39 protein-coding genes are annotated in these 25,803 nt (G+C 35.6%); 6 read left to right on the forward strand and 33 right to left on the reverse strand.

Annotation, left to right across the window (positions count from 1 at the left end; all coding sequences use genetic code 11):
• Nucleotides 1-54: 54 nt before the first annotated feature.
• The 29 genes from FORMB_RS09065 to FORMB_RS09195 form a co-directional block, all read right to left on the reverse strand.
• On the reverse strand, nucleotides 55-444 hold the full coding sequence (locus FORMB_RS09065; protein ID WP_069677145.1) for a ParB N-terminal domain-containing protein: 390 nt from the start codon (nucleotides 442-444) through the stop codon (nucleotides 55-57).
• On the reverse strand, nucleotides 441-1,157 hold the full coding sequence (locus FORMB_RS09070) for a hypothetical protein (protein WP_069677146.1): 717 nt from the start codon (nucleotides 1,155-1,157) through the stop codon (nucleotides 441-443). Before FORMB_RS09070 ends, FORMB_RS09065 begins: the two co-directional genes overlap by 4 nt.
• 92 nt (nucleotides 1,158-1,249) lie before the next feature.
• Nucleotides 1,250-1,702 (reverse strand): hypothetical protein, encoded by a 453-nt coding sequence (locus tag FORMB_RS09075; RefSeq protein WP_157498117.1) that lies wholly within the window; start codon nucleotides 1,700-1,702, stop codon nucleotides 1,250-1,252.
• A gap of 135 nt (nucleotides 1,703-1,837) precedes the next feature.
• Nucleotides 1,838-2,404 (reverse strand): hypothetical protein, encoded by a 567-nt coding sequence (locus tag FORMB_RS09080; protein ID WP_069677148.1) that lies wholly within the window; start codon nucleotides 2,402-2,404, stop codon nucleotides 1,838-1,840.
• Nucleotide 2,405: 1 nt separating this feature from the next.
• Entirely contained in the window at nucleotides 2,406-2,867 is a 462-nt protein-coding gene (locus FORMB_RS09085) for a hypothetical protein (RefSeq protein ID WP_069677149.1), read from the reverse strand.
• A gap of 24 nt (nucleotides 2,868-2,891) precedes the next feature.
• Nucleotides 2,892-3,845: a hypothetical protein gene (locus tag FORMB_RS09090; RefSeq protein WP_069677150.1), complete on the reverse strand. Its 954-nt coding sequence runs from the start codon at nucleotides 3,843-3,845 to the stop codon at nucleotides 2,892-2,894.
• 18 nt (nucleotides 3,846-3,863) lie between these two features.
• Complete coding sequence (locus FORMB_RS09095; RefSeq protein WP_069677151.1) at nucleotides 3,864-5,186, reverse strand: S49 family peptidase; 1,323 nt, start codon at nucleotides 5,184-5,186, stop codon at nucleotides 3,864-3,866.
• A 77-nt stretch (nucleotides 5,187-5,263) separates the two neighbouring features.
• Entirely contained in the window at nucleotides 5,264-5,737 is a 474-nt protein-coding gene (locus tag FORMB_RS09100; protein WP_069677152.1) for a hypothetical protein, read from the reverse strand.
• 74 nt (nucleotides 5,738-5,811) lie between these two features.
• On the reverse strand, nucleotides 5,812-6,306 hold the full coding sequence (locus tag FORMB_RS09105; RefSeq protein ID WP_069677153.1) for a hypothetical protein: 495 nt from the start codon (nucleotides 6,304-6,306) through the stop codon (nucleotides 5,812-5,814).
• A gap of 40 nt (nucleotides 6,307-6,346) precedes the next feature.
• A complete protein-coding gene (locus FORMB_RS09110) occupies nucleotides 6,347-6,592 on the reverse strand; it encodes a hypothetical protein (protein WP_069677154.1) in 246 nt (81 codons plus the stop codon).
• A 628-nt stretch (nucleotides 6,593-7,220) separates the two neighbouring features.
• Nucleotides 7,221-7,460 carry a hypothetical protein gene (locus tag FORMB_RS09115; protein ID WP_069677155.1) on the reverse strand — a complete coding sequence of 80 codons (240 nt, stop codon included), beginning with the start codon at nucleotides 7,458-7,460 and terminating at the stop codon, nucleotides 7,221-7,223.
• 76 nt (nucleotides 7,461-7,536) lie between these two features.
• Nucleotides 7,537-8,025 carry a hypothetical protein gene (locus FORMB_RS09120; protein ID WP_157498118.1) on the reverse strand — a complete coding sequence of 163 codons (489 nt, stop codon included), beginning with the start codon at nucleotides 8,023-8,025 and terminating at the stop codon, nucleotides 7,537-7,539.
• A 119-nt stretch (nucleotides 8,026-8,144) separates the two neighbouring features.
• Nucleotides 8,145-8,465, reverse strand: a complete 321-nt coding sequence (locus tag FORMB_RS09125) for a hypothetical protein (protein WP_069677157.1) — start codon at nucleotides 8,463-8,465, stop codon at nucleotides 8,145-8,147.
• Nucleotides 8,466-8,522: 57 nt separating this feature from the next.
• The gene (locus tag FORMB_RS09130) at nucleotides 8,523-8,744 is read right to left on the reverse strand and encodes a hypothetical protein (protein ID WP_069677158.1); all 222 of its coding nucleotides are present in this window, start codon (nucleotides 8,742-8,744) and stop codon (nucleotides 8,523-8,525) included.
• Nucleotides 8,745-8,857: 113 nt separating this feature from the next.
• Complete coding sequence (locus FORMB_RS09135; RefSeq protein WP_069677159.1) at nucleotides 8,858-9,121, reverse strand: helix-turn-helix domain-containing protein; 264 nt, start codon at nucleotides 9,119-9,121, stop codon at nucleotides 8,858-8,860.
• Nucleotides 9,122-9,394 carry a hypothetical protein gene (locus FORMB_RS09140; RefSeq protein ID WP_069677160.1) on the reverse strand — a complete coding sequence of 91 codons (273 nt, stop codon included), beginning with the start codon at nucleotides 9,392-9,394 and terminating at the stop codon, nucleotides 9,122-9,124.
• A 411-nt stretch (nucleotides 9,395-9,805) separates the two neighbouring features.
• Entirely contained in the window at nucleotides 9,806-10,009 is a 204-nt protein-coding gene (locus tag FORMB_RS09145) for a hypothetical protein (protein ID WP_069677161.1), read from the reverse strand.
• An 89-nt stretch (nucleotides 10,010-10,098) separates the two neighbouring features.
• Nucleotides 10,099-10,461, reverse strand: coding sequence for a hypothetical protein (locus FORMB_RS09150; RefSeq protein ID WP_197493458.1), 363 nt, complete (start codon nucleotides 10,459-10,461; stop codon nucleotides 10,099-10,101).
• A gap of 31 nt (nucleotides 10,462-10,492) precedes the next feature.
• Nucleotides 10,493-10,639: a hypothetical protein gene (locus FORMB_RS09155; protein WP_157498119.1), complete on the reverse strand. Its 147-nt coding sequence runs from the start codon at nucleotides 10,637-10,639 to the stop codon at nucleotides 10,493-10,495.
• Nucleotides 10,640-10,701: 62 nt separating this feature from the next.
• Complete coding sequence (locus FORMB_RS09160) at nucleotides 10,702-11,142, reverse strand: hypothetical protein (RefSeq protein ID WP_157498120.1); 441 nt, start codon at nucleotides 11,140-11,142, stop codon at nucleotides 10,702-10,704.
• Between the two features lie 225 nt (nucleotides 11,143-11,367).
• A complete protein-coding gene (locus tag FORMB_RS09165) occupies nucleotides 11,368-11,706 on the reverse strand; it encodes a hypothetical protein (protein WP_069677164.1) in 339 nt (112 codons plus the stop codon).
• Between the two features lie 102 nt (nucleotides 11,707-11,808).
• Nucleotides 11,809-12,177 (reverse strand): hypothetical protein, encoded by a 369-nt coding sequence (locus FORMB_RS09170; protein WP_069677165.1) that lies wholly within the window; start codon nucleotides 12,175-12,177, stop codon nucleotides 11,809-11,811.
• Complete coding sequence (locus FORMB_RS09175) at nucleotides 12,158-12,415, reverse strand: hypothetical protein (RefSeq protein WP_069677166.1); 258 nt, start codon at nucleotides 12,413-12,415, stop codon at nucleotides 12,158-12,160. Before FORMB_RS09175 ends, FORMB_RS09170 begins: the two co-directional genes overlap by 20 nt.
• On the reverse strand, nucleotides 12,412-15,867 hold the full coding sequence (gene dnaG, locus FORMB_RS09180) for a DNA primase (RefSeq protein ID WP_069677167.1): 3,456 nt from the start codon (nucleotides 15,865-15,867) through the stop codon (nucleotides 12,412-12,414). Before dnaG ends, FORMB_RS09175 begins: the two co-directional genes overlap by 4 nt.
• A gap of 113 nt (nucleotides 15,868-15,980) precedes the next feature.
• Complete coding sequence (locus tag FORMB_RS09185; protein WP_069677168.1) at nucleotides 15,981-16,184, reverse strand: hypothetical protein; 204 nt, start codon at nucleotides 16,182-16,184, stop codon at nucleotides 15,981-15,983.
• Nucleotides 16,184-16,348, reverse strand: a complete 165-nt coding sequence (locus FORMB_RS13020; protein ID WP_157498122.1) for a hypothetical protein — start codon at nucleotides 16,346-16,348, stop codon at nucleotides 16,184-16,186. Before FORMB_RS13020 ends, FORMB_RS09185 begins: the two co-directional genes overlap by 1 nt.
• On the reverse strand, nucleotides 16,339-16,542 hold the full coding sequence (locus tag FORMB_RS13025; RefSeq protein ID WP_157498124.1) for a hypothetical protein: 204 nt from the start codon (nucleotides 16,540-16,542) through the stop codon (nucleotides 16,339-16,341). Before FORMB_RS13025 ends, FORMB_RS13020 begins: the two co-directional genes overlap by 10 nt.
• A gap of 206 nt (nucleotides 16,543-16,748) precedes the next feature.
• Nucleotides 16,749-17,339: a helix-turn-helix transcriptional regulator gene (locus tag FORMB_RS09190; RefSeq protein WP_069677169.1), complete on the reverse strand. Its 591-nt coding sequence runs from the start codon at nucleotides 17,337-17,339 to the stop codon at nucleotides 16,749-16,751.
• A gap of 26 nt (nucleotides 17,340-17,365) precedes the next feature.
• Nucleotides 17,366-17,635: a hypothetical protein gene (locus FORMB_RS09195; RefSeq protein WP_069677170.1), complete on the reverse strand. Its 270-nt coding sequence runs from the start codon at nucleotides 17,633-17,635 to the stop codon at nucleotides 17,366-17,368.
• A 189-nt stretch (nucleotides 17,636-17,824) separates the two neighbouring features.
• On the opposite strand from FORMB_RS09195, the gene FORMB_RS09200 reads away from it, so the two are divergent.
• The 6 genes from FORMB_RS09200 (at nucleotide 17,825) to galE (ending at nucleotide 22,803) form a co-directional block, all read left to right on the forward strand.
• On the forward strand, nucleotides 17,825-18,106 hold the full coding sequence (locus FORMB_RS09200) for a hypothetical protein (RefSeq protein WP_157498126.1): 282 nt from the start codon (nucleotides 17,825-17,827) through the stop codon (nucleotides 18,104-18,106).
• Nucleotides 18,107-18,135: 29 nt separating this feature from the next.
• Complete coding sequence (locus FORMB_RS09205; protein ID WP_069677172.1) at nucleotides 18,136-18,591, forward strand: hypothetical protein; 456 nt, start codon at nucleotides 18,136-18,138, stop codon at nucleotides 18,589-18,591.
• Nucleotides 18,588-18,719 carry a hypothetical protein gene (locus tag FORMB_RS13270; protein ID WP_257784849.1) on the forward strand — a complete coding sequence of 44 codons (132 nt, stop codon included), beginning with the start codon at nucleotides 18,588-18,590 and terminating at the stop codon, nucleotides 18,717-18,719. Before FORMB_RS09205 ends, FORMB_RS13270 begins: the two co-directional genes overlap by 4 nt.
• Nucleotides 18,720-19,162: 443 nt before the next feature.
• Entirely contained in the window at nucleotides 19,163-20,530 is a 1,368-nt protein-coding gene (locus tag FORMB_RS09210; protein ID WP_157498128.1) for an ATP-binding protein, read from the forward strand.
• Nucleotides 20,531-21,300: 770 nt separating this feature from the next.
• A complete protein-coding gene (locus FORMB_RS09220) occupies nucleotides 21,301-21,654 on the forward strand; it encodes a hypothetical protein (RefSeq protein WP_069677174.1) in 354 nt (117 codons plus the stop codon).
• Between the two features lie 120 nt (nucleotides 21,655-21,774).
• Entirely contained in the window at nucleotides 21,775-22,803 is a 1,029-nt protein-coding gene (gene galE, locus FORMB_RS09225; RefSeq protein ID WP_069677175.1) for a UDP-glucose 4-epimerase GalE, read from the forward strand.
• A 24-nt stretch (nucleotides 22,804-22,827) separates the two neighbouring features.
• Here galE and FORMB_RS09230 read toward each other — a convergent pair whose 3' ends face one another.
• The 4 genes from FORMB_RS09230 to FORMB_RS09245 are packed head-to-tail and all read right to left on the reverse strand — an operon-like array spanning nucleotide 22,828 to nucleotide 25,735.
• The gene (locus FORMB_RS09230; protein ID WP_069677176.1) at nucleotides 22,828-23,535 is read right to left on the reverse strand and encodes a sulfite exporter TauE/SafE family protein; all 708 of its coding nucleotides are present in this window, start codon (nucleotides 23,533-23,535) and stop codon (nucleotides 22,828-22,830) included.
• Entirely contained in the window at nucleotides 23,535-23,990 is a 456-nt protein-coding gene (locus tag FORMB_RS09235) for a FixH family protein (protein ID WP_335583321.1), read from the reverse strand. Before FORMB_RS09235 ends, FORMB_RS09230 begins: the two co-directional genes overlap by 1 nt.
• 6 nt (nucleotides 23,991-23,996) lie before the next feature.
• Nucleotides 23,997-25,418 carry a cytochrome c oxidase accessory protein CcoG gene (ccoG, locus tag FORMB_RS09240; protein ID WP_069677177.1) on the reverse strand — a complete coding sequence of 474 codons (1,422 nt, stop codon included), beginning with the start codon at nucleotides 25,416-25,418 and terminating at the stop codon, nucleotides 23,997-23,999.
• The gene (locus tag FORMB_RS09245) at nucleotides 25,418-25,735 is read right to left on the reverse strand and encodes a hypothetical protein (protein ID WP_231925533.1); all 318 of its coding nucleotides are present in this window, start codon (nucleotides 25,733-25,735) and stop codon (nucleotides 25,418-25,420) included. Before FORMB_RS09245 ends, ccoG begins: the two co-directional genes overlap by 1 nt.
• Nucleotides 25,736-25,803: the final 68 nt, after the last annotated feature.

Consider the following 25,803-nt stretch of genomic DNA (forward strand, 5'->3'; position numbering starts at 1 on the left):
GGCAATTGTCAACTTTTTAGAATAGGACAAAAAAAAACTACCTTTAGAAGTAGTTTAATTTTCAATCATAACTAAAAAATTTAGTATAATATCTCCAAAAACTTCATCTAAAATATCAGTATCCCAAAAACCAACCGAAACGTTCGAAACAATATTATATTCCTTAAACTCCTGTTCCGAAAGTGTGCGGTTTGGAAGTCGCACATCAATAAGCTCCTCGCCCCGTCCTAAGTCCATCAGCACCTTAACACGTTGGTGACCGGCTATGATAGTCAGATCCGTATTAACTACCGGGATTTCAGCCAAATTGTAACGTTTCAAACTTTTTTTAAGTTTTTCCAGACGTTCTGGAGTAATTTTTCGAGGATTGTAATTGTAAGGAACCAAGTCCTTAACCTTTCGTTGTTCCGTGTGCCATTCTAAAGGCGCTAATGTTTCACTCATTTCTCATTTATTAAATTAGTTAATTGTTGCGCTTCATACTCATGCTGGAGCAACGTGCGCTCCGCCTTTTCAAAAGCAATTTTTAATTTTGTAGAATCCGATTTGGACAATTTTTGTCCAAACTGTTTTTTAAGGACTTCAACCTTCTTTTTATGCTTAGAAATTGTCGCTTTTTTATTCCCTCGAGTTTGAATCAACTGAGCTGGCGTCAAATCCTCAAAACTCCGAGGCTTGATATTCAAAACAACCTTGTGTTTCTTGTAATAATCCAATACTTTTTGAGACGTTTCAATCGCATCAAACAGATCTTCAATCATAATACACAACTTCAAAGCCGCCCCTTCTTCGTCCGGATGGAGCGCAGTAAGCTGCAAATGCAAAGAACAGGCACGTTTATAATTAGTGCTTTGTTCAATCAACATCGGATGCAATCCTATTGGCATTTCATTAATCCTATAAAATCCTCCAGAACTATGTTTGGTCACCACAGGCGTTGGCGTCTGAATCTTGGTTATAGGCTCTTGATCTTTAACACTAGGATCTTCAGCCTCCCGAAACTTCCCAAGCTCATACGCCAACTTCTCAGCATTGGCAAGGCTTTCTTTTCGCAAAAACAACCGAACCAAATTGGCACTATGCCCTTTTATGGACGCATACAATAAAACACCTTCGTTGTATTGACATCCGCCATCAAACCAATTATTAATTTTCATAGCGTAAAATTGACAATTGTCAACTTTTTAGAATAGGACATAAAAAAAACCACTGTTTAGAGTGGTTTTAATTTTTATTTGAAAGTCAAATTCTATACCAGATAATTACCAGTCCAAAATTCATTTTTTAAGTTATTTGATACAGAATCTTTAAAACTACAATACGGTTGAATCCTATATCTAATCGCATGGTTCTGTAAATCAATCGACTCATTTAATTTTTGATTATAAATTAAATTCAGATCACCAATAGGACTTCCGGGGTCCATAAACGAGTAACTATCCGGACTGGAATTTGAAGTTAAAAAGTAAGTTTCAAAAATAGGTGTCGATACATCTGGAGCTTCCGTAAACTGAAACACCGAACACTCTAAAAGAATTGTTGAATCCGTTACCGTACTTGTATCTGAAACAGTCAGAACAATAGGAACGTCTTGAAACACATCATTGTGGGAATCAACAAAAATAGGAACCGTGGCCACGCTAGCACTGGCAATTGATAAGAACCCGAAAAATACGAGTAATAGGCTAAATAAATTTTTCATAGAAATGAATTTTAAGATTAATAATTTATTGAGTACCAAAATTGACAATTTCCAAAATTTTAAAATAGGACAAAAAAAAGCCACTCCCTAAAAGAGTGACTTTTCCCACCAAATCTAACTAAAATTTGTTTTGTATTACGGAGCTTGAACCGTAATAGCACCCTTATAAATAGGGGCATCATACAACTGCTTATCTTGAAAAACAAGCGTAGTTGTGTTTTCACCTTCCGTAGTGGCTTCAATCTTACTTGAAGACTCCAATAAACGCCCTGCATATTTTGCAGATCCAATCTGTCTCACTTGACCGTTTCCAAATTCTGGTGCCAAAACAATTAAGTCTCGACCTTTACACAAACGCTTAAATCCTAAGATCTCAGCTTTGGATCCTAAAATTTGAACCGTCAATTTATTTTCTTGTGCCGGAGACATTGTTGGACTTCCAATCTGAGCCGTTTCCAAACCAACCGTTTCCGAGATCGCTTTAATTTTGGTAAACCCAAAACCAGCGTTGAAAGTATGATCGGCCGCAATTTCAACCAAACCTTCCAAAGTCGTTGCAGCACCAGTACCACAACGTGGACTCGGTTCTGTCAGCGATGCAAAATTCTCTAAAAATCCAACGTAAACTTCCGTGTGCGAAAAACCTCCAGTAACTTCACAATCCCCTGCGCCGCCTATTGCTTCTACTTTTATTATTGCCATGCTATATCTCTTTTAAAAGGTTAAATTTAGACTTAATCAAATCAGCCATAAGAGACTTATCCTTCACAGCTTCAGAAGCTTCGTACTTATCCCCCTTAAATCGGAACGCGTTCACGCCAAATTGATAGGTTTTATTGCCAGACTCATAAACAGCCCCTTCGCTATCGTCTGTTGTTTCAGCTTTTTCAGCCAACTCAGCACGAAGCAATTCAACAACACCTTCAGAAGCCTTCAAAGCTTCTTTACCTGTTTGAACTTTTGTCTTTTCAGCCGTTAAGTCAACAGTAAGCGTATTGTTTTTAGTATTGGAAACTTCCAGAGCTTCTTGTGTTTTGGCAAGCTGTCCATTAATAATAGGATGCTCTGCAACCTTAATCAAATTGCTTATTTCCGTATTTGTAGCACCTTCCGGAACTTGAATTTCAAGTTCCGCCGAACGTGCTAATAATTGTTCTTTATTCATAGTTTCTAAATTTTAAAGGTTATGCTATACCCAGCTACTTACGTAAACGAGTTCGTTATAGCCAAATCCAAGGCCTTCCCACCAATCCGTCATCAAAAAGACTTCTCTTTTGCTCTCTTCAACTTTTGGTTTGTTCATTCCATTAGTACGTCTTAGGTACAAGAAATTATCAACAGGCGTCGCCCATAAGTATTTTTCACCAGCCATAGACGGCAATCCAACCAATTCACAGGTAGTAAAATCAATCGTTGGTTTGTTTGGATCGTAATTAATATCCATTCCGTGCGTATTACGCTTATCTCGGTTATACCATTTCAAAATCTTCGGATCCATATAAACGCGCATTTTTGTGCCAGCCAATGCATTGTCAAAACTATCCGTAAACTCTTCGATCACATCAAAAGCATTTGCTTGAGTAATAGCAGCACTCAGAGCTACCGACTGCATTGGTTGAGTTGTATTTGCCAAACCATCAACCAATAATTTCTTAACCCCGTCCAAAGTAGCAACTGCAGCACCAGCAGTACCAACAGTCGCAGCGGCATACGTTCCTTTAAAATAAGCTTTCAACTCCAGGTCCTCAGCCATCTGTGGAATGACATCATTTTCTAACATGTAACGGACAATTGGCCAGTTCTTGCGCTCAGCTTCGTCAATAGAACCTAAGAATCCTAACCAAGACCCTTTTACATCGTCTGGAAATAATTCTAAATCAATTTTTAAATTGCGCAAACGAATTTCGTTTGGTAAAAATTCCAACGTCCCTTTGGCCGTAAAATTCTTTTGAAACTGTTGAACAATTTCACCCAATCGAGTGTTGGCAAATCGATACACTTCACCATCATATACAATGGGTTTTGCATAACTGGTCGTTTTTGATTTCTGGCGCAATTGCGTCATTAATCGTTTTTCGTTTTGTCCTTCTGGAATATAGTAAGACCCAAACTGAGTCACTATTGCTGTTTTTGTTATTCCCATTTTATTTTTTTTTTGAGATTAATAATTCATATCTGCAGAGATGTCCATCCCTTCGATTACATTCGGATTGTCGTCGTCTGCATTTTCAGGACCATCTAAACTCGTTGATGGCTTAGCACCATCCGCAGCACCATATTCTGCAACCAATGCAGAGAGGGCTGCAACACCTTGTTCGTTGCTCATTGTAGCAGCACCTTCTACTTCAGCAGTTGCCAAAGCATTTTGGATCGCTGTTGTAACCGTTGTACTCGTAGCGGTTAAGCCTGTTATTTTTTCATCTAAAGCAGTGGCTTCAGTCGCCGCCGTAGCTATTGCCGTGTCATTTTCAGACAATCGGTTTTCAAGCGCAGTGGCTTGTGCATCCGTCAAAATGATGCCCTGTTCGGTTTCTCCTTCAGCAAAAGAACTTCCGATGACTGCCTCTATTAAAGGCACTTTTAAATCGCTCATTGTATTTTTTTTAGAGTTATTTTTATTTGAATTATTTGGAGTCGTTTTTGACAGTTCAAAAACTTTATCAATTGCAGTTTGTAAGGTTCCAATCTGGTCGATTAGACCGTTTGACAATGAATCTTCAGCATTATAAACGCCACCGGACAAAACGGATTCGTTTAAATTACTTCTAACTGAAGTCATATCGTTATGAAATGTGTCGACAATAGGATCTAAAACATTTTTTATATAACCTTTAGGGTCACCGTTCAATAAGTCCTCAAAGTCTTTATTTTTGTCAGTTGATTTTGTAGCATATTCTGTAATCACCTTAGCTCCTTTTTTTTCATAGAAGCCTTTCATATTAACAAAACTTGTCATCGCTCCAATACTGCCAATAGAATCAGCACGTTTATTGGCAACAACATGACTCGCAGCACTGCCTATATAATAAGCAGCACTACACATCAAACCATCGGTATAAGAAACAACAGGTTTTGAATAGTTTTTAATAAAATCGTGAAATTCAGGCGTTCCTGAAACTTGACCGCCACCGCTATCAATATCTAAAACAACACCCTTACAATTCGGATCCGACTCGTGTCGAGCCATTATTTGCTGTTTGGTCTTAGTCCCATTAGGACCACATTCTTGATTGTATTTAAAAATTGGATTTTTTAAAGAAACGACTAAAACATAACCATCTTTATTGGTTTGGTTATTAAATGTTTGAGCAGAAACAGAAACAGATCCTTGCACTATAAATTCTTCAGAAATAAAATCTTCTTTATTTGAAGCTGGCATTTTTCCACTTAAAATGGAATATAGAGAAGGTAACAATGTATGTCCGTAGGATTCATTTATAAACCAACGACCACCAACTAAAGAATGTAAATTATTTAAATTCATTTATAACATGCTTTTTGCACGTTACAAACATAGCTTCACCCTACTTTTTAAAATAGGACACAAAAATAAGAGGGACTTTAATCATTGATAAACACGGGTTTCTGTGGAATTTTTCCAGATACAAGCACTTTAATTGCAGAGCCATCCTCGTACTTAATTCCATTAACCAATTGATATTCCAAAGCCAACGGACACTTTTTAGAACCATATATTTTTTGTTGTCCAAAATGCTTAATCCCAACCAAAATCACTTTTTTATGTATTCGTTTATTCAAATACGTATCCAATTCTTTCGTCTGAATTTGACACGTAAATTCTCCTTTAATATTATAGACAACTCCAGCCTTTGTTTTTTTGGATGTTTCTCGGATTTTTATAGACTCTCGGACGGGCAAAATATCAATGTGATCCGTAGGAGGATTAATAACAATACTGGAGGCATTGGCATTGGTCAGCAAGTCAGGGCAACTCGTTACATGGTCAATTTCATATATATTAAAACTAAACCAACCGCCTGGCTGTTCGTTTAAAGAGGTATTTATATCTGCCATTTCAATTTAATTTTAGGACAAAAAAAAGTTTACCGAAAAATGTCCGACCCGTTTTCCTTTGTACATATCTGTTTTTAAAGCTCTTTATTATCATTTTTGTCCATTTTACGATCCCTGTAAAATCCTTTATATAAAGTATCAGCACTAATTTCATCCTCGTGAATGTCGTAATGTCTCAAAAACTGAGAGATCGCACGCACCGTATTTTGTTTATTGATAGAATCGTGGTCGGAATTAAAAAACTTCAAACCACTACCAACAGAGACTTCGATATAACCATATAAATCATTCAAAAACACCTTATGAATCATTTCTGCAAGGTCCTTTAATTTAAGACCATTAATATCAAACCCGACATCTTTCACTATGGAAGATGGAATCCCGAGCGAATAAAAATCCAATCCGGGAATGTGTTCCTTTGATTTTCTGTATTGTTTGTCCAACAAATTAACCAAATACCTACCAAGCCAAGATTTTCGACTCACACAATGCTCAGTCCCATATTTTGCCGTCAAATATTTTTTTAAATACGATTTTACAGGAACGTGAAGCGTTACTAATTTACTCATAAACAATCTGATTTATAAGCTATTAAGATACGAAATTCTACTAAATTCCTGTACTTTTTATCTCATAACTTTTCCCAGAAATGAGTTTTTTAAATGTCCTTTTTGTTCCAGTAGTAGGATATTGCACTTCAAAATAAGAAACGCCTTGTTTTTTTAAAGTTTCAATAATTTTTAAAGAAGCAGCTAAAGTACCATCGGTTTTCACATCCACCAAAACCAGAGTCGGTACCTTTTTCACCAATTTTGAGACTCTTTTTTTGACTGTTACTAATTTTTCAGTTGCCATTTTGTATATTTTTTTAAGTTCTTACAAACATACTTCGCTCCAAAAAAATAAAATAGGACAGTTTTTTGAGTAGGGCTCATTTTCAAAGCAAACCGTTCATTTGTTCCAAGATTCTACTTAAAATACTGATAATAAAACAGTTACACCTATGAACGCCTTTATTTTTATCTTGGAACATAATGAACGACACAATCCATGTTCCAAGAAATCTTGGAACAATAAAAACGCTGTTCATTTTGTTCCAAGATTTTTAATATAAAATTAATAGATTAAATACATACTTAACTACTTAATAATTAAATAGTTATAGTAAATAATAAATACAATCTTGGAACAAATGAACAAATGAACGGTTAATCCCAATGGTTTTTAGTTTTACTAGTTTTTTTAAATATGGGGGTGTGGGGGTTTGGGTTTTTGGATGGAATTGAATGGATGGGATGGAAGGGATATAAATAGGACCACAGCACGCGCCACTGGTTTATGGGTTCATAGGATCTCTAACTAAAAAAACCGCCCGAGGGCGGTTTTGAAAAGGATTTTTAATTCATTGTTAGCGATCGATAAAAGCTGTATTATCCCGACACATAGCTCCGTTAATACGGACTTTTGTTGACATATACGGTAGTTAAGCACAAGCTCTATTGAGTGCTTCGATTGTCCATTTTATTGCTGTATTAACATCCCCGTGTTTGCCATTATCTCCCATCCCTTGACAGTATGGTAATAATTTATGGTCGTGTCTGTGATAATTTCCTCCTACTATTCCATTGTCAAACACTACTTTTTTCCATAACCATTTTCGAGTTAAGAGCCAGTGCTTAACACGTGGTATAGTTAATTGGGGTTTTTCTGCGTTATTCATCATTTGTTATATTTATTAAATTTCTACTAAATCTGTAGGTTGTCGGTATCTAATCCCCAACTAACCATACCACCATCCGTTAACTACAAGCACTACCTTCTTCTACCAACCAGAGATTAGGAGACATAAAAGGCTCTAAATCATAAGGTCGTTTACCATCGTGCAAGGCATATTTTATTCCGCTAATATGTTCCAATTTTACTACGGTAAATACAGAGCCTTGAACCGTATCTACTTTATCGCCAACATATATTTTTTTATTATCTCTAGTTTTTACACCTGTATATTCTTTTTGTTTCATTTCGTTTCTAATTAAGCTTAGTACTACTATCTTGTTTGCTTCGATATAAGCAAGTGCTTCTTTGCCATCTATCCTAATTTTGTTTGGTTGTTCTTTATATCTTTCGTGATTAAACTGCACATACGCCACTTTAGTTTCTCCGTGTCCACAACAAGCGTTCATAACATTTTTTAAAGTGCCAATACACCCATCGTGACCTTCTGGTGTTCGGTGCTTTTTACAATGCAAACAAAATTCTTTTCCTATGCCATCTAGGTAATTACCCATAATTTTAAAAGTTGCTAGCAAGGGCTATAATTCATCCCTTGCTAATGTTAGTATTTAATTTGATAGTTCGTTTTGTATAGGCACGAAATCATAGCCCAGAGCCGTTATAAAACATTACCTTATTTGGTAGTGTCATATACGGTTTCTGTTTCACCATTCGGTTTTCTTTTCCTTATTTTTAAGGGGTCAAAGTGTTTCATGTTTGTAATCCCAACTGGGATGTCGTACCAATCATTTGGAAAACCTAAACAACAGTATTCTAATTTCTCGCCTTCTTCAACCAACGGTAACGGTTTTATAACATCGGATATAGGCAAATTATTTACTAATCTTTCGTACATTTTATCAAATACCTCATACTTTTTATCGCTGTTAGTTATCTCCATTCCTTTAATGAATAACCATTCTAAAGCACTTTTTTCTTGTTTTGTAAATTCCATTTGTTTAGTCTTTTTAAATCCGTAAATAATCAACCCATATCTGCGCACCGTTATAAACTATGCTTTGGTTATTGCTTTTTTGCGAGGTTTAGGTTGTAAATATTTAATGCATTTTATAAGTTCTTCAATTTCTGCAATGTTCTGCTTTAAATCTTCAGCGTATTGCTTCTTTTCTATTGTATCTAATTCAGGGTTGTTTATGCCACAAACATTACTGCCTGCACAATCTTGGTTGTGGTTTAATTGGCGCATTAAATATTTTATGATGGTCTGTTTCATTTTATTAAATTTCGTGCTTATTTTCCGCACATTTCATATACAATTCCGTTACTTCGCTAAGTCGGGATACTTTGCGGAGCGGGTGATTCTTATAGAGTAATCAAAATATTTAACTAAAAAAACATTCTTTTCATTTCGGTGTTGTCACTTTCCGATGGAATGAGATAAGGTCTTAAGTCTAAAGCCCCACATATCTCTAAGTACACACCTAGCGGCATTGGTGTTTTGATTTTGAAATAACCTATCAAAGTAGGCTCGCTTACTTCTAGGATCACCACGAGCTTTCTGATGGTTACTTTTTTTTCCTTCATTCTTTTTTTTAAGTAGGACATGATTAGCTGCTGCCCTACTTTTGATGCTTGCTTGTAGTTTTTCATTTATGCTTTTTTAGTTTTTGTTATCCAAGTATTCAGAGGTTGATTAATTGATTTCAACTCTTCATCGCTCCAATCTGTATGTTCGCCATCAACAATCTTACATAGCTCATACTCATGTCCCTCTTTAAAATCAAAACTATTTACATCTAGTTTTTTAAAAGCATTGTAAGCGTCTTTTAAGTCGTCAAATTCTGTTTTGATTTTTGCGTTACCATAATTTAAGTCTAGTTCTTGTGAATTTTCGTTTCTCCACACTAATTTGTAATTTTTCATAATTTTTGGGTTTTTGGGTTATTTTTTTTAATAATTATTACATTTAATTTAAGGTAGTTGCTTCCTTGCAACACTTCGAAGATACGTGTTAACTTAAATATATACAAGTTTTATTTGAAAAAACTTTAGTATTTTAATGCTTTTTATGGAATTATCAATAAATAAGATGTTTTATTGAATATTATTTAAAGGTTTTTACTCTTTTTTTGTCCATCTCGTTCCTATGAAGATGATTAGAGCTATCATTTCTATTGTAAAAAGTGTGATCAATGTTTTCATGTTTTAAAATAGGTGTTTTGCTTTTTTGTTTATATTCCAAGCCTTGAAACACTCGATAAAAGTTGTGTTATCCCGTGATATATACCCGTTAAGACACCTTTTAGTACGCATATACGGTAGTTAGCCACAAATTCACTCAATTTCGGTGGTTTGTTTGGCTTTTATACACTTGTAACCTTCTCGTTTAAATTTTAGCCAAGAACATCTTTCACCATTCCATAGCTTCATCCACTTTTCAATTGAAGCGGTTCTTGTTCTTTCAAATGTGTATGGTAATATAAATGTTCCGTTCATGGAAGCTATTACCCATCCTTTATCTATTTCTTTTGATTTCATATTTCGTTTTTTTTAATCCGTTCATCAGTTGCTAACATTATCTATAAATGCATTGAAACGCATTATAGATTTAGCGTTGTAGCTAATGCCTAAAGAGCTTTAAGTCTATCAATCTCGGCAGCTATCAACGCACCAGCTTTTTGAAGTTCACGAATACGATCTTCAGGTGTCGGTTTCCACCACTTTCTTTCAAATGGCCAAATATGTGGTGTGCTGTCATAACCTTCTGATGTGGTTCTCCTGTAAAGTTCAGCAGAAGCATAAGCTGCTGCTGCGTGTGCTAAATCACCAGTATTGTGCTGTGCATCGTGTTCGGGTGTCCAGCCTTCTTTTTCAATTTGTCGCTGCCTTTCTTCGGCAATTAATTCAATTCCAGTTTTCATAATTAAATTTTCGTTTAAGGCACTGGCTACAACAATGTATAAAAACAAGCCGCTGAAAAGCCAGTGCATAATTTCAGCGTTTGTCGTGGCGGCCAGATTTTTATACTTGGCCGGATATAGGCAAATTATTTACTAATCTTTCGTACATTTTATCAAATACCTCATACTTTTTATCGCTGTTAGTTATCTCCATTCCTTTAATGAATAACCATTCTAAAGCACTTTTTTCTTGTTTTGTAAATTCCATTTGTTTAGTCTTTTTAAATCCGTAAATAATCAACCCATATCTGCGCACCGTTAACTGCAAGGCTACGATAAAGCTCTAATCAACATTATTGCTCGCAAATTCGCCTCATTACTTCCTTCTGCCGTTCCATTTTCATCTCTACCATTCCAAAGATTTTCAGGGAACACATAAACAGAATATTTTTCTACTTTTTCCAATAGCAATACACCAAGTTCGGCAACTGTAAAAGCAGAGGAGTTTTCTACATTATAGCCATCTTCAAGTTGCAGTTCGCTTTCATCTGTAATTAAATAAGGTTCGGGAGCATCTTCACCGTGTTCCCAATAAAACTTTGATTCTTGTTTTACACCTAATTCTTTCAATTCTTTCGCAAATTCGGCATTACATACTTGCTCTTCTAATTTCATTTTGTTGTTATTTGACACCTTTTTTACTTCATCAATTAAAGTGGCTTTGTATTCTCCTGCTAATTCTCTGTTGCTAAATGTTAATTTAGTTTTCATAGTATATGTTTTAAGGTTATACCAGTAATATACGACTGATTTAAAGTAATTAAAAGCTTTGTCGATAAAAGTTGTGTTATCCCCACACATAGATCCGTTAATACGGACTTTTGTTGGCATATACGGTAGTTGTAAACAAGCCGCCAATCTATACGCAAGTGTTGTGAAAAGGGCGGCCAGTTCACAACACTGCATATAAAAAATAGCTTGGCCATTACTTTTTAATCAACTTTCGGCCAGTACTTTATTTTCTTGGCCAACGCTTTTAATTTCGTCAACTAATAAACCCATCTTTCTAATCCATTGGCCATCTTCTAAAATTTCAAGTGGGCAAAATTCAGATAGTTCGACCATATTAACAAATTTGCCATTATACAACCTAGAGTGAAAGTCACAATGTAATATTTCCCCACTTTCGGCCACCCAAATTTTTTGCATATCGTGGCCTAAATCTGCAAGTATCAGTTCTTTAAAAGTTGTCTTGGCCAACCATTGGTCAAATTCCTTTTGGTTGTTAAATTTCTCGGCCACATACTTCGGTTTTAATTCAATTTTATTCATCATTTTTGGTTTTATGGCCAACGCTTCAAAAAAATAAAGTGAGGATGGCCTGTTTATATTTATTAATTTCCGTGCTTTAACACGCTACTTTTTATATGCTTTTCGTTATAAAAACTTAAAACTCCCAAAATTAGCAACCACCGTATAAGGGTCTCCAGTAATCGTTGGGTCCGTAATTAGTTCTGTTTTATATCTGTGCAATAAAAAAGGCACTCCATCCACAGAATAAAACCGTTTTTTTACAGAGGCATAGTCAACGCATTTACAGCGTTCTTTGATAAAATCACTAAATTCCAAAGGAGTCTTAAACTCAAATCCCTTACGTTTCAATCCAGCAATAGCATAATAATCTAGGGACCTGTTTTGTTTATATCTGAAACCTTGAATTAATTCATCTTGTATATTGCTAATGAATTCAAGCTGTTCGTTGAGTTCTTGATCTGTATATTTCATTTTAGATGTTTTTTTGTTCATCAATTTTCTTTTGAGCATCAAAATAATGCGCATATCCTTCGTGTATTTTTTCAGTCCATTCCGTGCCTTTAGAGTGGTACATTTTTTTACCTTCAATGATTTTAGAAGCCCCTAACGAGAAATCTTTAAGCTCATTGAACTCAACCACTAAAAAATAGAACACGCCGCAAGGCACTGGGTAAATGCGGATGCCTAAAGCGTTACAAAACGCCATACGTTGACTTTGTTGGAGATTCATATATCTGCTTTTATGTCTGTTAATTCTTTACTAAACAACCCGGGATCTTCGTCCTCGGGGTCTCTGTCCGTATTTTGTTCCAACGTGACCAGTCCATTTTTACGCATCATAGTGTAATTGAAAGCATAACAACTCTGAGATCCTGCCGCCCCAAAATGTTTGGAAGGAACCAGACCAATAAAATAAGGGCGCGATTTAAAATAACTGCGCAGCGTGGTCTGTCCAATCACATCAATTCCTTCGCGCTTGGTTGCTTCTTTGTTATAGTCTTGATAAACGGTCTTTAAGCGCAAATACAAAATTTGATCGCCGTTGCTGTTTTTGTACTCAACCTTTCTTCTGTTTTCAGTAAGATTAAAAGTCGGATCTGTATCAATTTTAAAATCTTTTTTATCATTAATCATTCCGTGTTCAAACATATATGTCACAATGTTCCAGAATTCAGTGAGTCCATTACTATCCGAAATCAATTCAGAATTATCAATAATCAATTTCACACAAAGCGTTTCAACTTCAGCTTCCGTAAATGGAAATTTTATTTTATCCTTTAAAATAGCATAAGTGGTATAAAGCATCGAAACATTTCCGAACATACGCTCCTGATACGTTTCTGAGCTTAGAAGCTTTTTTAAATGCCGCTCCGTTTCAGCGTGGACCAATGGCAACCTTTGCTCAAAATACGATCGATGCTTCACAATTTTAACCACCAAACTACTGATCCCAGAATTACTCCAGTTCAATAATTTATTATATTCAGACTTCTCTTCAGCAGTAAAACCTTTTACTTTGTCCAACAAAAACAACTGCGATATAGTTCGAGTAGCCAGTGCATTTTCATTATACGTTGGCATAAACTGTCCGGCATAATAAACCGCAGAATTAATTTTGTCAATCGAACTTCGGTTCGTTCCAACGCCGTTTCCTTTCTCCCGTCCGTTTCCATTCCAAACCCCCATCAATAGATCCGCAACCTCCGGACGTACCGCCTTATCCTTATATTCGTCACAAAAATTAACTGCATTCGTAGTCCGGGTGAGCCTCCGAGACAACCCAACGTGTGTGGCTTGTGTCAAATCCAGAGCTGGCAACCGATAATAAAAGAAGTTTTGCAGGATCTTTCCAAACCCCGATTTTCCAGAATCCTTTTCACCAAAACCACCCAACAAAGGGAAAAAATCGTAATGCGCCAAAAAGAGATCCCGAAACAACGCCCCAAAATTAAAGAGAATACCAGTAATGCCTTTCTCTTTAAAAACAAGAATCATTTGTTTCTGCCAATCCTCTAACGTAATACCAGACTCCTTATAAACAAAATACCGGTCATTCTCGTACTTGTCATCGCCCTGTTGGTTGTCTTGATGCATCACTGAAAATGCCGGAGAATAATAATTATCTATTTTTTGATTATATTCGTTTTCAACCGCATCAATTCCTTCTAAATTCATGATGCCGTATTTATTAACCGATCTGAATTTCCCTTCCCAAAACACCCCATTCGCAAAGGCATAAAAACCTTTGGTATTCCATCCCATCGTCAGCAGCTCGAGTGCCGGTTCAAATTCTTCTTCAAATCGATACACAAATTTGTCAAAATGTTCTGTTCGTACACCATTATGAGTCAAAAACATGAAACCGCCAATACGAAAAAGGTATTTTCTAAAATCATTGAAATTTGCAAGCATATCACTATCAAAATCAATCAGTTTCTTTTTGCCTCTTAAATTAGTGATTTCACAAAGGCGTTTGTTTTCCTTATCTCCTTGTATATGGAACAGGGGTTCCATCTTAAAAGTAGTCCCTTGAAAAAAGGTGGTGTTTGTGGTTCTTTGGAAATGGTAAGAATTGCCAACCGTTACAAATCCATGACCTTCCATATATTCATCTTTATCTGCACCATCAGGCAAACGAACCCCACGCATCGAAAGCTTGCCGCCTTCAGTTTCTTTGACCTCCGTGGATTTTACTTCAAACTTTCCAATTTCAGCCTTGAGCGTAGTGGCTCCAATTTGCAATAATTTTGCAACTTGCTTCACATACTCCGTCCGTTTTACCTCATGCTTTATTAAAAATAAGGTTTCAGCCACATCCGTCACCGCCTTCGCTTTTTTGTAAGGATCAATTTTTTGTACCTCACTTAATTCTTGTGTTTTTTGGGCTTTCAGTTGTCTAATATTTTTGGAAACATCTTTGTTTGTTTCTTTGGCGGCTTTCAGTTCATCGCCTTTCAAATCCGTTAAATCAATTTTAACATTCAATTCTTCTTCAATCAACAAATCAAACTGTTTTGTAGTTGAGTCCAAATCTGCTTGATACCGATCGCGAATCATTTCAAATTGAGACGCTTTATACAACACGGCATCCTGTTTGTTGTCGTTGATCCAAGTATGCATATCTAACTGAATCCGTGCAAAGCTGTCTGGATCTTCTCCATCCGGGAGGATGCAGATCGATACATTCAATCCATAAGACAGACACAAATCAATATCACCATCTTTTTTGAGCATCGTCCGTAAGCCTGCTGGGTCACCATCGCGCAATAAAATAACTTCTTCAGCATATTTTTTTAAAAGCTGCACATGTTTCGTTGTCAGAGCCGTACCGCACGATGCTACCGTGTTTTCGCAATTGTGCTGGTGCATGGCAATTACATCCGTATAACCCTCCGTTAGAATGACCGCACCGAGCTTGTTAATCGTTCGCTTTGCTTGGTACAACCCGTATAAAATCGAAGATTTGTCATATATTGGATTTTCCTTTGAATTCAAATATTTATAACTCGAGTCAAGTTTTGGATCGTTCGACTGACGGCCGCCAAAACCAACAACGGATCCTTTTTCGTTGTGGATTGGAAACATGAGGCGGCTTCTAAAAAAATCGTAGGTAGAAGATTCTTTTGTTTTTATCAACCCTAATTCTTTGGCCGTCCCAACAGTGGCTTTTTCAATCGCCCATTTAGTCAGCTTGTTTTGGTCGCAACTGTACCCTATTTCAAAATTGATAAGACTGTCCTCGTCAAAACCTCGATCGGCTATCATTTGCTTTGCCCAGTGCGACGGTTTCAATTTTCGGAACGCGTTCACAAAACTGCGATTTGCTTGTTTTGTAAGCGTGTACATTTCTGTTTTAATATCCCTTTGTCGTTGAACTTCTGGAGTCACAGCTTCTTCATCCAAAAAAATGTTGTGAATTTTAGAAATGATTCTCACCGCATCCAAAAAATCTACAGATTCATGTTGCATGACAAATGCAATCCCATCACCACCAAAGCCAGTGGAATAGCATTTAAAAATCTGTTTTACTGGAGATACCACAAACGAAGCTGTTTTTTCTGTTGCAAAAGGAGACTTGCATTTATAATTACTTCCGGCTTTTTTTAATTCCACAAAATTAGCAATCGTTTTTACGATGTCGGATTCTCTAACTCTGTCTATGGATGCGTTGCTATAACTCATTCTTTGATTTTACTAGTGTATTATAATATTCTTGGACGTTCATCTTAGGTAAAAACACCGCTTTTTGAGTGGTATTAAAGACGGATAATTTTAAACGCTTCTCAATTTTGTTTTCAATCGGGGTTGAGAATTTCCGCCTTAACTTCAATCGTTTTTGTAAGTTTCTTTTGTATGTTGACATAGCGGTTTAGTTTAGTTCTATAATAATCATTTAACCCTTTTTTGTCTTTAGAGCTAATATTCTTGTCTTGGTCGGTCAAACTCATCTGATGCTTCAGCTCGTCGATGCGGTTGTTTATATACGTGATTATGCTCATTATTTTTTAGTTTCACTTTTCAGAAACGCGCTAAAAGCTTTCACTTCAGAAGGTTTGAATTCATTGGGCGTTCTGGTGATTAAATTAGAATTACTGTCTCTGTACACTTCCTTTCCATTGATGGAGTAGGTGTCGTCGCCTGTTTTTTTAATTTCTATGACCATAATTGAAGTATTTCTTGATACAAACAGTATGCATTATAGCACGTAAAAACCCCGATAGCAATCCCCGGTACACCCCAGATCACCAACCATTTTTTTTCATTTCTTTTAAAATGATTTATAAACTGAATGGCATAAAAAACAAGCATCGCAATCCAAATAATTTGAAGTACAATAAATATAAATAGGTGGTTCATGATTTTTATTTTTATTTGGGATGATAGAGAGAAGGCTTATAAACTCCCTATCTGCCCCAAATTGGTTAACTTTTTTTAGCCTTTTTGGTTATATTAATTTGCAAACGATGCTCCGCAGTCATGACAACTAAAGCTGTTATATCCATCAGAACAATGATTTGCAACTTGCTCTAAATTATTACTATTACACATTATACAATTGCCCATCATGCTATAATTTTATACTGAATTGATAAATAGAGTAATTCCGTTTTAGTCGTCACCCCAAGGGCCCTAAACAGTCGAGACTTATGAAAGTCTAGTGTTTTGGTAGTCACCCCAAGCGCGGCCGCAATGGCTTTGTCTGGGAGGTTATCGGCTATAAAATCAACGATCACCAATTGGCGAGGTGTGAAAACATGATTTTTGATGTTTATATTTTTTGAATCCCATAACAAGCTAGGACAGTTCCGGGAGTCTCTAAAGTTTTCGGATGGGGCTAGTTTCCCGTTTTTGATGTCTGGAGTTGCGTCGAGGCTTCCGTACATATAATAAGTGTACAATTCTACTTGTGTACGTAACTTATCAGACACTTCGGACAAAAAAGCAATGGCCGTATGGTCTTTTAAATACGCGTTTTTTAGAAGTGTATAATAGTACAAAGGCAAATCACTGAAGTAGTGATTATTCCCATTTTGCATCCAAAGGACTTGCTTTGTTTTTCGGACGCCAATAAATTCAAGGTTTGAATCATTAGGCATGAGCCCAGCAATTTGTGGGTAAGCTTTAAAATTTGTAATTTTGACATTGTTAATCATAGGTTTAAGAATTTGATTAATAAAAATTAAACATCCGCAGTTCCAGCTGCGGATTTTTTATGCAATAAGTTTTCTCTTTTTTGTTGTAGTGCTAATCGTTTATCAACGACTCTATATATAGCTGCCTCAATTACATCATGGCTTTCACCATTCATCACATTTGTAATATGACTGGTTGAGTAGGACTGACCGCCCTTGTTAAACTCTTTAGAAGTATTCAATTCTTCTTGAATCAAAGGAGCGCATCGATACCCTATGATGTTTTTAATCGATTCTTTGTCTGTGGCTGTTATCATGGAAAAACCCTATTTGTTTGTTTCGTTTTTTTCTTTTACTTTACTGACGTATTACTGACACAAATATAGCATATAAATATACTAGTATCCAAATTTATGGTAAATAATTTTACTAATATTAAAAAAAGAATACGTCAAATAGCTAAAGACAAGAACATTAGCTATGAGAAATTATATAAAATAATTCAAATGACAGACGGAAGTTTTAAAGGTTCTGCCATAGATAGGCCCATAAATTCTGACGCAATAGTAAAATTATATACTCATTTTCCAGACATTAATTTAGAATGGTTAATCACTGGCCAAGTGAAAACCCCCACAAATGCGGTTCATGAGTCGTCCAATACGCCCGATTTTAAAGCGAAATACTTAGATGTCGTAGAAAATTACATGATACTTAATAATGAAAATTCCGAGTTAAGACAGGAACTGAAAACCTTAAAAAAACAATTATTAATTAAAAATGAATAAATAACCCCCTAATTTAATACCTACTTATTATGAGAAACACAATTACAGCCGTCCTTTTACTTTTTATGAGTTTTGGTTATGCTCAAATTAAAAAAATAGAAGTCACCAAACCAACAAGAATTGGCAAAGTTGGTAACTTTGCTGTTACAGAATTTTTTTGTGAGAAGGCAAATAACACTTATAGATTTACTTTTAGAGATATAAATTACACCCATTTAACGGAATACAAATCTTTTGAATTTGACGATATAGACAATGCTTTTGAAAATTTATATAACCTAATAATTGAAGGATTTAATAAACCACCAAAAGATGACGTTTTTATAGAATTGCCTGAAGGTGTTTTAAAGCTCCATTTTATTAAAGCAGTTGGAATTGTAAATATGAATATGGATTTCTCTAAAAATGGTATATCTGGTCTCTCGGGCTGGCTAACAAAAAGGAAAGTAATTAAGTTATTTGGTAAAAAGAAAAAAAAGAAATGAAAAACGAGAATTCAATATCATTTAAGATCACCGAAAACGAAGACGACGGACTTTCTTTAGCCATCGAGAAACTACTCAAAAAAGAGCGTTTGTCCCAACAGATTCCCAATGAGAATATAACTAACTGATAGTCAATATCAAAAATGGTACATTATAACCTTGCCGAGGTCACGAATGAATAGTACAAACAAAAAAAACACCAAGCTTGCTTGAGTGTTTTTTTGTTTGTACTATTCTCAAAGCGGAGCTTTGTCAAGATCATGGAATAATCTTGTTAAGTTCCTTAGAAGTAAAAATAAAGAGCTTGTTTTTTTATTAGAGTTTTCAAGCAGAAACAAAAATAAAAATCTATGATTTTTGGCTTTCTATTTAGACTACGGAGCTTTGTCAAGATCATGGAATACTCTTGCCGAGGTCACACTTGATACTCAATAAAATGATTAAAATGGGTGTAATATATGACCGCTCAAATAAAGATCACTATTTACTTTGATACAAAAAGACTAAAAAACAACCCTTACTTTGTTACAAAATATATTATATTTGCACTTACTTTATAACATAGTATATTTTGATTTTAAAAAGACATCTTACAGCACAATTGCATAAATGGAAAATCAAATCCAATCGAAAACCTTTAATTGTTAGAGGTGCAAGACAAGTTGGGAAAACTACTTTGATCAATGCCTTTTCAAAAACTTATAAAAATCGCTTATACCTTAACTTAGAGAAAAAAGCAGATAGCCAGTACTTTGAACAAACGGATAATGTAAATACAATCATTGAAGCTCTATTTATTTCAAATAACATCATTTCGAAAGATATCGGTAATACAATACTTTTCATTGATGAGATACAAGAACAGCCAAAAGCAATACAGCTTTTGCGATATTTTTATGAAGAGGCTCCTGATCTTCATGTTATAGCAGCAGGTTCTTTACTCGAATTTGCACTTAAAAATGTTAAAAGTTTCCCTGTAGGAAGAGTTGAGTTTTTATATCTATATCCTTTTAATTTTATAGAATATTTAGAAGCAATTGATCACAGTACAGGTCTAGAACAACTAAATAATATTCCTATAAATAACGTTGCTCATAAAACGTTACTCGATTTGTTCAATAAATACACCATTATAGGTGGAATGCCAGAAGTAGTTAGTCAATTTGCCAAAAGTAACAGTATCGTCGATCTCTCCTCTATTTATGAGAGTATTTGGAGTTCCTACATTAGTGATTCAGAAAAATATACAACGAATACAACGGCCAAAAATGTGATTAAGCATATTATGTCATCAGCGGCATATGCTGTTGATGAGCGAATTAAATTCCAAAATTTTGGCAATTCTAACTATCGCTCAAGAGAGGTTGGCGAAGCAATGCGGAATTTACATCAAGCAAAGGTTATTCAACTTATTTATCCAACGACTGCTACCGAACTTCCTATAATACCAGATTTAAAAAAATCACCTAGACTGCAATTTTTGGATACGGGCATACTTAATCATATTTTAGGTATTCGAGCAGAGATGTTGGTTTTAGAAGATTTAAGCCAAAGTTATAAAGGTGCTATTGTACCACATATTGTAACTCAGGAAATCATTTCTATCCAAAGTAATAAGTCCGAATTACCTAGTTTTTGGGTAAGAGAAAAAAAGCAAGCATCATCTGAGGTGGATTTGGTCTTTGCGATGGATGGAAAGCTAATTCCAATTGAAATTAAATCAGGAAGTACGGGCTCATTAAAATCACTTCATCAATTTATAGAACGCACAAATCATCCCTATGCTATTAGGATGTTTGCAGGGGAGTTTTCAATACAAGAAACAAAAACACCCAGCGGAACCCCATACTTACTGATGAATCTACCTTACTATTTAGGAAGCCTAATTCCTCACTATGTCACCTATTTTATAAAAAACTATCAATTATCTAAAACATAATTAATCCGACCTAGGTCATTTAAAAACAAAGCAAGCTCAAAATAATGAGCTTGCATTTTTGAATTTGTAAAGGTGTTGATTTCATATAAAGTCCAGAGAGTAGCCTTTGATATATGTTTCGATCATTAAATAAATAACACATAAAAACATTAAAGCCCATATAGCTGCAGTTTTATACTTTTTATCTTGATAATAGATGCTTATTAAAGTGCCGTAGCCCATAAGTAGTACAATATAAATAATTATTATCATGTGTCTTAATTTATCGTTTTATGAATCTCAAAAACCTTAACGCCTGAGTCCTAAATTCATTGATTTGCGGATAAGGACTAAAAGTTGTAATTTTGTAATAGTTAACCATAGATTTAATTTTTTGCGAATAATTTAAAGTTTCGAGATTGCAGTTACATCCGCGTTTTTTTTATTGATTAGGAATCTTCTTTTTTTTTGAATTTTCAAACACTTTTTGACAACTCTGTAAATAGCCGCTTCAATGATCTTATGTTTTTCACCGTTCATTACATTAGTGATATGTCCTTTAGAGTAGGGCGCACCAACTTTATTAAATTCGTTACTATCAATTAATTCCTTTTGAATGAGAGATGCATATGGATGTCCGATAACGCTCTTTATTGATTCTCTGTCCGACTTATTAATCATAGAAAAATTCTATTTTTTTATTTCATTTTTTTCTGTTACTTTACTGATGTATTACTGTTGCAAATATAATATAAATATCTAAAAAATAAAAATAATTATCTAATTATTTAATGACGCATAAAGAAAAAATATTGCAATATCTTAATTATAAGAATATAAAGCCCACTTGGTTTTGTAGGACTTGTAAATTTTCTAATGGCTTTTTAGACTCTGGAAAGTCTTTTGGGACGGACAAATTAGCTATTATTTTAGATAATTATAAAGATTTAAACGTGAAATGGTTGCTTTTTGATGAAGGCGATATGCTTTTATCGGACACAAATATTGTAAATGAACCTCATTCAAATTACGGAAAAGAGGTTAAAGAAATGCTTTACGACCAAATTGAAAAAAACTTAATATTAAAGACCAAAAATAAATCTTTGCAAGAAAGCATCGAGAACTTAAAAAAAACGGATCAATAAGTTTCTGATTAAGTCAAATGTTTCTCCACTATCAAACATTTTTTTTTACAAATCCACACGATTTGATATTTTCCTTCAAAATATAAAACCAGTTAACTATCTTTGAGTTTTAATATACAGATGCAAGAAAAAATTATTGTTACAGGCGGTTGTGGTTACATTGGGTCCCATACAGTCATCACATTGATTAACCACAATTATGAGGTGGTGATCCTTGATGATTTGTCAAATTCCAATGTTCAAATTTTAGATCGAATTGAAAAAATTACAGGCGTTAGACCTCATTTTGAACAGGTCGATTTGAAATCTTCTGAAGCAACCCAAGCTGTTTTTAAAACCCATAAAGATGCAAAGGCAGTCATTCATTTTGCAGCCCATAAAGCAGTGGCGGAATCCATTCAAAATCCGTTGATGTATTATCAAAACAATCTTTTTTCATTAATCAATACATTGAAAGCGCAGCAAGATAATGGCATCAATCACCTTATTTTCTCGTCTTCGGCAACCGTTTATGGAAACCCTTCCACAATGCCCATTACCGAAGATGCCCCTACCCAACGTTCATTTTCTCCTTATGGAAATACTAAAAAAATTGCAGAAGAAATTCTAGAAGATTTCACCAATTCACAATCAGAGATATCCGTCATTTCATTGCGTTATTTTAATCCTATTGGAGCGCATGAATCCGGACAAATAGGGGAGTTCCCCACAGGAATCCCAAATAATTTAATGCCTTATATCACACAAACAGCTGCAGGTGTGAGAGAAAAACTAATGGTATTCGGAAATGATTATCCAACCAAAGATGGCACGCCCATTAGAGATTACATCCACGTGGTGGATTTAGCAGACGCTCATTTAAAAGCACTCCAAAGACTCCTCGATCCATCGTCCACTCAACCCCTAGAAGTTTTTAATTTGGGAACAGGAAAAGGGTACTCGGTACTCGAAATGATCAAAGCTTTTGAAGCGGTGAGTGGAAGCCCATTAAACTATGAAATCACAGAGCGAAGACCTGGCGATGTCCCCGAAATGTTTGCATCTACAGCCTTGGCGAAACAGGTGCTGAATTGGGAAGCAACCCGTGGTTTACAAGAGATGATTCAGTCTTCATGGACTTGGGAACAAAACCTTAGAAACGAGCTTTAATAATTTACACAACTATTTTAAGAGTTAATGGCAGTCGTATTGTGAATCGATTTGTTGTTCTGTGACCATTTCTGAAGGCGATATGTATTTAATCCCCAGCCCCATTCCGCGCAGAATAAATAATAAGCCAATAACCACGACAAACACGGGAATGGCTTTTAAGATGTTTTGTTTTGCTTTTCCTTTTAAAAAATTCCCTAGATAAATTGCAACCGTCATCAACGGAACGGTACCCAGTCCAAACAGCACAAGATACAAGGCACCATACGTCGCGCCACCACTTGCCAAGGAACCAAACACCGCCATATAAACCAATCCACAAGGCAACAAACCGTTTAAAAACCCCAATACAAAAAAGGTTTTAGAACTCTTTTTTTTCAAATGTACACCCATCGCACTTTTCAATTTTGCGACGAGCGCATACAATGGCTTTGAAAAATTATATTGACTGAATATTTTTGAAGGGATTAAAATCATCACAATCATACTCACGCCAATAAAAATGGATAATTGCTGTTGAATGCCAAATAAATTCAGACTTTTTCCTAGCAGTCCAAACACAAAACCCAGCAGTCCATAGGTGAACAATCGTCCTATATGATAGCTTAGTAATTGAAAAATGCGCTTGCTTCTGTTTGTGCGATCAAGAGGTAATAAAAACGCAATTGGGCCACACATTCCAATACAATGGAAACTTCCTAACAACCCGAGGACAAGTGCTGACCACAACATTAATACACGATTTTTTCTTTATACATAAACGCTTTATCTTGATAAATCCAGTCAATGGTAATGTTCCAACGGCCACCTATCAAATTTTTATCTGGAATGTGTAGTTTACGATCCTTAAAAATGAGTGGTAATTCAAAATCCAACTGCTGATTAGAAGGTCTGTAGAGCGCAATGGTTCCTTTAATTTTTGAGGTATCAAATTCTGTAGGGAATACAATCAGCCATCCAGTTGGTACTTTTTTACTCTCTATTTTTTCGATAAGATTTTGCGTATTTGTTTCCGCATCGATCTCGTTTTGATACGCCATTTCTTTGGCATAATAATCCTCTGTGACCAGATCATGACTGAATTTTTCATCCGTACTCATTGTAATTACAAAGTAGAGAATAAAGCTAATAAACCCCAGCATTACAAATACAATTCCTGTTCCCCAATTCCATTTCATTTTTTTCATCTGTTTTTATTTATAACTTCTAGGTCCTAAAAAGGCGGTGGTGATGGTTTCAATCAGCCGCTCACCACTATAAATCCCTATTTTCAATCGGTCTTTGTCGCCCGTTAAGGCGGCGGCATTTATTTCTATAAACAATGTGCCTTCGGCAAATTTTTCTTTTTCTATTGTAAAATCACTGTGAGACACTAGTTTTATAGTCCCTTTATGGGATAGCAATTCAAACCGAATTCCATCGATATCCGCAACGGTTTTATTGAAAATTTTATAGGTATAGACATTACTGATGATATTATTTTCTTTGTGTTCATACAATTCCCCAGGCAATCTAAGAAACTGTGCTTCTACATCATTGCGCAAAAAAAGCATCCCAATGAGTACTACTGTGACAATCGCCAAGACTGCCGTATAGCCTTTGAGGCGTGGCGTAAAACTGAACTCTTCTTTCTTTTCAATTGCGTCTTCACTGTCGTACCGAATGAGTCCTTTGGGCAAATCAACTGCTTCCATCATATAGTCGCAAGCATCAATACAGGCGGTACAATTGATGCACTCTAACTGCGTGCCATTCCGAATGTCAATGCCAGTGGGGCAGACGTGCACACATGCAAAACAATCAATACAATCGCCTTTGCCCGTTTCGGGTCGCTCTTCGTTTTTTTTAAACTTCGCCCGTCCCGCTTCTTTTTCACCCCGTTTATGGTCGTATGCAACTACAATGGATTTGTTGTCTAGCAACACCCCTTGCAAGCGTCCATACGGACACACAATTATACACACTTGTTCTCGAAACCAAGCAAAAATAAAGTAGAAAACAGCAGTGAAAATAAGGAGAGAAATAAGTGTGCTTTGATGTTTTAAAGGTCCATCTGATATGTAGCCTAACAGTTCGTCGCTCCCTATGAGATAGGCAAGAAACACATTAGCAATTAGGAAGGAGATGATAAAAAATACGATCCATTTGAGCACCCTTTTTTTTATTTTTTCAGCGTTCCAGGGCATTTTTGATAAGCGGATTTGTTTGCCTCTATCTCCATCAATCCAGTATTCAATTCTTCTAAAAACCATTTCCATAAAAATGGTTTGAGGGCAAATCCAACCGCAAAATATACGCCCAAAGGCGACCGTAAATAAAATGACAAATACCACCCCAACAATCATCATAATCACAAAGAGGTGAAAGTCTTGTGGCCAAAATGGAATCCCGAAAATATTAAATCGCCGCTCTAGCACATTAAACATCAAAAATTGATTGCCACCTATTTTGACAAAGGGTGCCGCAAATAAAAATACAAGTAAAACATAGCTTACATATTTGCGGTAGTCATACCACTTTCCATCTGGTTTTTTAGGAAATACCCAAGCGCGTTTCCCTTCGGTGTTTAAGGTTCCAATTGTATCTCTGAAATTATCTTGTCCTTGTTCTGCCATTATGGGGTCTTGTTCGATTTTCTTAAAAGGAGTAGGAAAATGGCATCAAAAACTCCGACTACCGAATGCTTTGTGTCTGGAGGAATCTCAAAAGAATCGAAGCGTTCCAGTCGATAACTAGACGTTGCCGTATTAAAATCGATTTCCCCTTGTACCACCATGATTTTTGCTTTAGAAGTGGTTAGATTTTCTGGCAATTCAACACCCCTCCGCAACCCGATGACAAGGAGTGTTTTGTCCGCTTTATCATAGATTTGCTTGATAAGCGGTTTTTTGCTTTTTGAGAGCGATTCGGATATTTCATTTATGACTAGCATCGGGTTGTTTTAAATTCTCATCACAATTTTAAGTTTATAGTGTCAAATACGATTTCTTTAATTTTATT

It is taken from the genome of Formosa sp. Hel1_33_131 (assembly GCF_001735745.1).
Classification (GTDB): Bacteria; Bacteroidota; Bacteroidia; order Flavobacteriales; family Flavobacteriaceae; genus Hel1-33-131.

What these genes read in the sequence shown, in the direction of transcription:
- FORMB_RS09125 (WP_069677157.1), bottom strand. Translation starts at nt 8,465, where the DNA reads ATGGAATTTACAAAACAAGAAAAAAGTGCTTTAGAATGGTTATTCATT.
- FORMB_RS09195 (WP_069677170.1), bottom strand. Translation starts at nt 17,635, where the DNA reads ATGATAACAGCCACAGACAAAGAATCGATTAAAAACATCATAGGGTAT.
- FORMB_RS09100 (WP_069677152.1), bottom strand. Translation starts at nt 5,737, where the DNA reads ATGGCAGATATAAATACCTCTTTAAACGAACAGCCAGGCGGTTGGTTT.
- FORMB_RS09160 (WP_157498120.1), bottom strand. Translation starts at nt 11,142, where the DNA reads ATGAAAACTAAATTAACATTTAGCAACAGAGAATTAGCAGGAGAATAC.
- FORMB_RS09155 (WP_157498119.1), bottom strand. Translation starts at nt 10,639, where the DNA reads ATGGAATTTACAAAACAAGAAAAAAGTGCTTTAGAATGGTTATTCATT.
- FORMB_RS09120 (WP_157498118.1), bottom strand. Translation starts at nt 8,025, where the DNA reads ATGGGTAATTACCTAGATGGCATAGGAAAAGAATTTTGTTTGCATTGT.
- FORMB_RS09105 (WP_069677153.1), bottom strand. Translation starts at nt 6,306, where the DNA reads ATGAGTAAATTAGTAACGCTTCACGTTCCTGTAAAATCGTATTTAAAA.
- FORMB_RS09085 (WP_069677149.1), bottom strand. Translation starts at nt 2,867, where the DNA reads ATGAATAAAGAACAATTATTAGCACGTTCGGCGGAACTTGAAATTCAA.
- dnaG (WP_069677167.1), bottom strand. Translation starts at nt 15,867, where the DNA reads ATGAGTTATAGCAACGCATCCATAGACAGAGTTAGAGAATCCGACATC.
- FORMB_RS09200 (WP_157498126.1), top strand. Translation starts at nt 17,825, where the DNA reads ATGACAGACGGAAGTTTTAAAGGTTCTGCCATAGATAGGCCCATAAAT.
- FORMB_RS09065 (WP_069677145.1), bottom strand. Translation starts at nt 444, where the DNA reads ATGAGTGAAACATTAGCGCCTTTAGAATGGCACACGGAACAACGAAAG.
- ccoG (WP_069677177.1), bottom strand. Translation starts at nt 25,418, where the DNA reads ATGGCAGAACAAGGACAAGATAATTTCAGAGATACAATTGGAACCTTA.
- FORMB_RS09110 (WP_069677154.1), bottom strand. Translation starts at nt 6,592, where the DNA reads ATGGCAACTGAAAAATTAGTAACAGTCAAAAAAAGAGTCTCAAAATTG.
- FORMB_RS09075 (WP_157498117.1), bottom strand. Translation starts at nt 1,702, where the DNA reads ATGAAAAATTTATTTAGCCTATTACTCGTATTTTTCGGGTTCTTATCA.
- FORMB_RS09170 (WP_069677165.1), bottom strand. Translation starts at nt 12,177, where the DNA reads ATGAACAAAAAAACATCTAAAATGAAATATACAGATCAAGAACTCAAC.
- FORMB_RS09095 (WP_069677151.1), bottom strand. Translation starts at nt 5,186, where the DNA reads ATGAATTTAAATAATTTACATTCTTTAGTTGGTGGTCGTTGGTTTATA.
- FORMB_RS13020 (WP_157498122.1), bottom strand. Translation starts at nt 16,348, where the DNA reads ATGGTCATAGAAATTAAAAAAACAGGCGACGACACCTACTCCATCAAT.
- FORMB_RS09070 (WP_069677146.1), bottom strand. Translation starts at nt 1,157, where the DNA reads ATGAAAATTAATAATTGGTTTGATGGCGGATGTCAATACAACGAAGGT.
- FORMB_RS09130 (WP_069677158.1), bottom strand. Translation starts at nt 8,744, where the DNA reads ATGAAACAGACCATCATAAAATATTTAATGCGCCAATTAAACCACAAC.
- FORMB_RS09230 (WP_069677176.1), bottom strand. Translation starts at nt 23,535, where the DNA reads ATGTTGTGGTCAGCACTTGTCCTCGGGTTGTTAGGAAGTTTCCATTGT.
- FORMB_RS09150 (WP_197493458.1), bottom strand. Translation starts at nt 10,461, where the DNA reads ATGCACTGGCTTTTCAGCGGCTTGTTTTTATACATTGTTGTAGCCAGT.
- FORMB_RS13025 (WP_157498124.1), bottom strand. Translation starts at nt 16,542, where the DNA reads ATGAACCACCTATTTATATTTATTGTACTTCAAATTATTTGGATTGCG.
- FORMB_RS09165 (WP_069677164.1), bottom strand. Translation starts at nt 11,706, where the DNA reads ATGATGAATAAAATTGAATTAAAACCGAAGTATGTGGCCGAGAAATTT.
- galE (WP_069677175.1), top strand. Translation starts at nt 21,775, where the DNA reads ATGCAAGAAAAAATTATTGTTACAGGCGGTTGTGGTTACATTGGGTCC.
- FORMB_RS09185 (WP_069677168.1), bottom strand. Translation starts at nt 16,184, where the DNA reads ATGAGCATAATCACGTATATAAACAACCGCATCGACGAGCTGAAGCAT.
- FORMB_RS09175 (WP_069677166.1), bottom strand. Translation starts at nt 12,415, where the DNA reads ATGAATCTCCAACAAAGTCAACGTATGGCGTTTTGTAACGCTTTAGGC.
- FORMB_RS09145 (WP_069677161.1), bottom strand. Translation starts at nt 10,009, where the DNA reads ATGAAATCAAAAGAAATAGATAAAGGATGGGTAATAGCTTCCATGAAC.
- FORMB_RS09245 (WP_231925533.1), bottom strand. Translation starts at nt 25,735, where the DNA reads ATGCTAGTCATAAATGAAATATCCGAATCGCTCTCAAAAAGCAAAAAA.
- FORMB_RS09205 (WP_069677172.1), top strand. Translation starts at nt 18,136, where the DNA reads ATGAGAAACACAATTACAGCCGTCCTTTTACTTTTTATGAGTTTTGGT.
- FORMB_RS09140 (WP_069677160.1), bottom strand. Translation starts at nt 9,394, where the DNA reads ATGAAAAATTACAAATTAGTGTGGAGAAACGAAAATTCACAAGAACTA.
- FORMB_RS13270 (WP_257784849.1), top strand. Translation starts at nt 18,588, where the DNA reads ATGAAAAACGAGAATTCAATATCATTTAAGATCACCGAAAACGAAGAC.
- FORMB_RS09235 (WP_335583321.1), bottom strand. Translation starts at nt 23,990, where the DNA reads ATGAAAAAAATGAAATGGAATTGGGGAACAGGAATTGTATTTGTAATG.
- FORMB_RS09115 (WP_069677155.1), bottom strand. Translation starts at nt 7,460, where the DNA reads ATGATGAATAACGCAGAAAAACCCCAATTAACTATACCACGTGTTAAG.
- FORMB_RS09190 (WP_069677169.1), bottom strand. Translation starts at nt 17,339, where the DNA reads ATGATTAACAATGTCAAAATTACAAATTTTAAAGCTTACCCACAAATT.
- FORMB_RS09080 (WP_069677148.1), bottom strand. Translation starts at nt 2,404, where the DNA reads ATGGCAATAATAAAAGTAGAAGCAATAGGCGGCGCAGGGGATTGTGAA.
- FORMB_RS09090 (WP_069677150.1), bottom strand. Translation starts at nt 3,845, where the DNA reads ATGGGAATAACAAAAACAGCAATAGTGACTCAGTTTGGGTCTTACTAT.
- FORMB_RS09220 (WP_069677174.1), top strand. Translation starts at nt 21,301, where the DNA reads ATGACGCATAAAGAAAAAATATTGCAATATCTTAATTATAAGAATATA.
- FORMB_RS09135 (WP_069677159.1), bottom strand. Translation starts at nt 9,121, where the DNA reads ATGAAAAACTACAAGCAAGCATCAAAAGTAGGGCAGCAGCTAATCATG.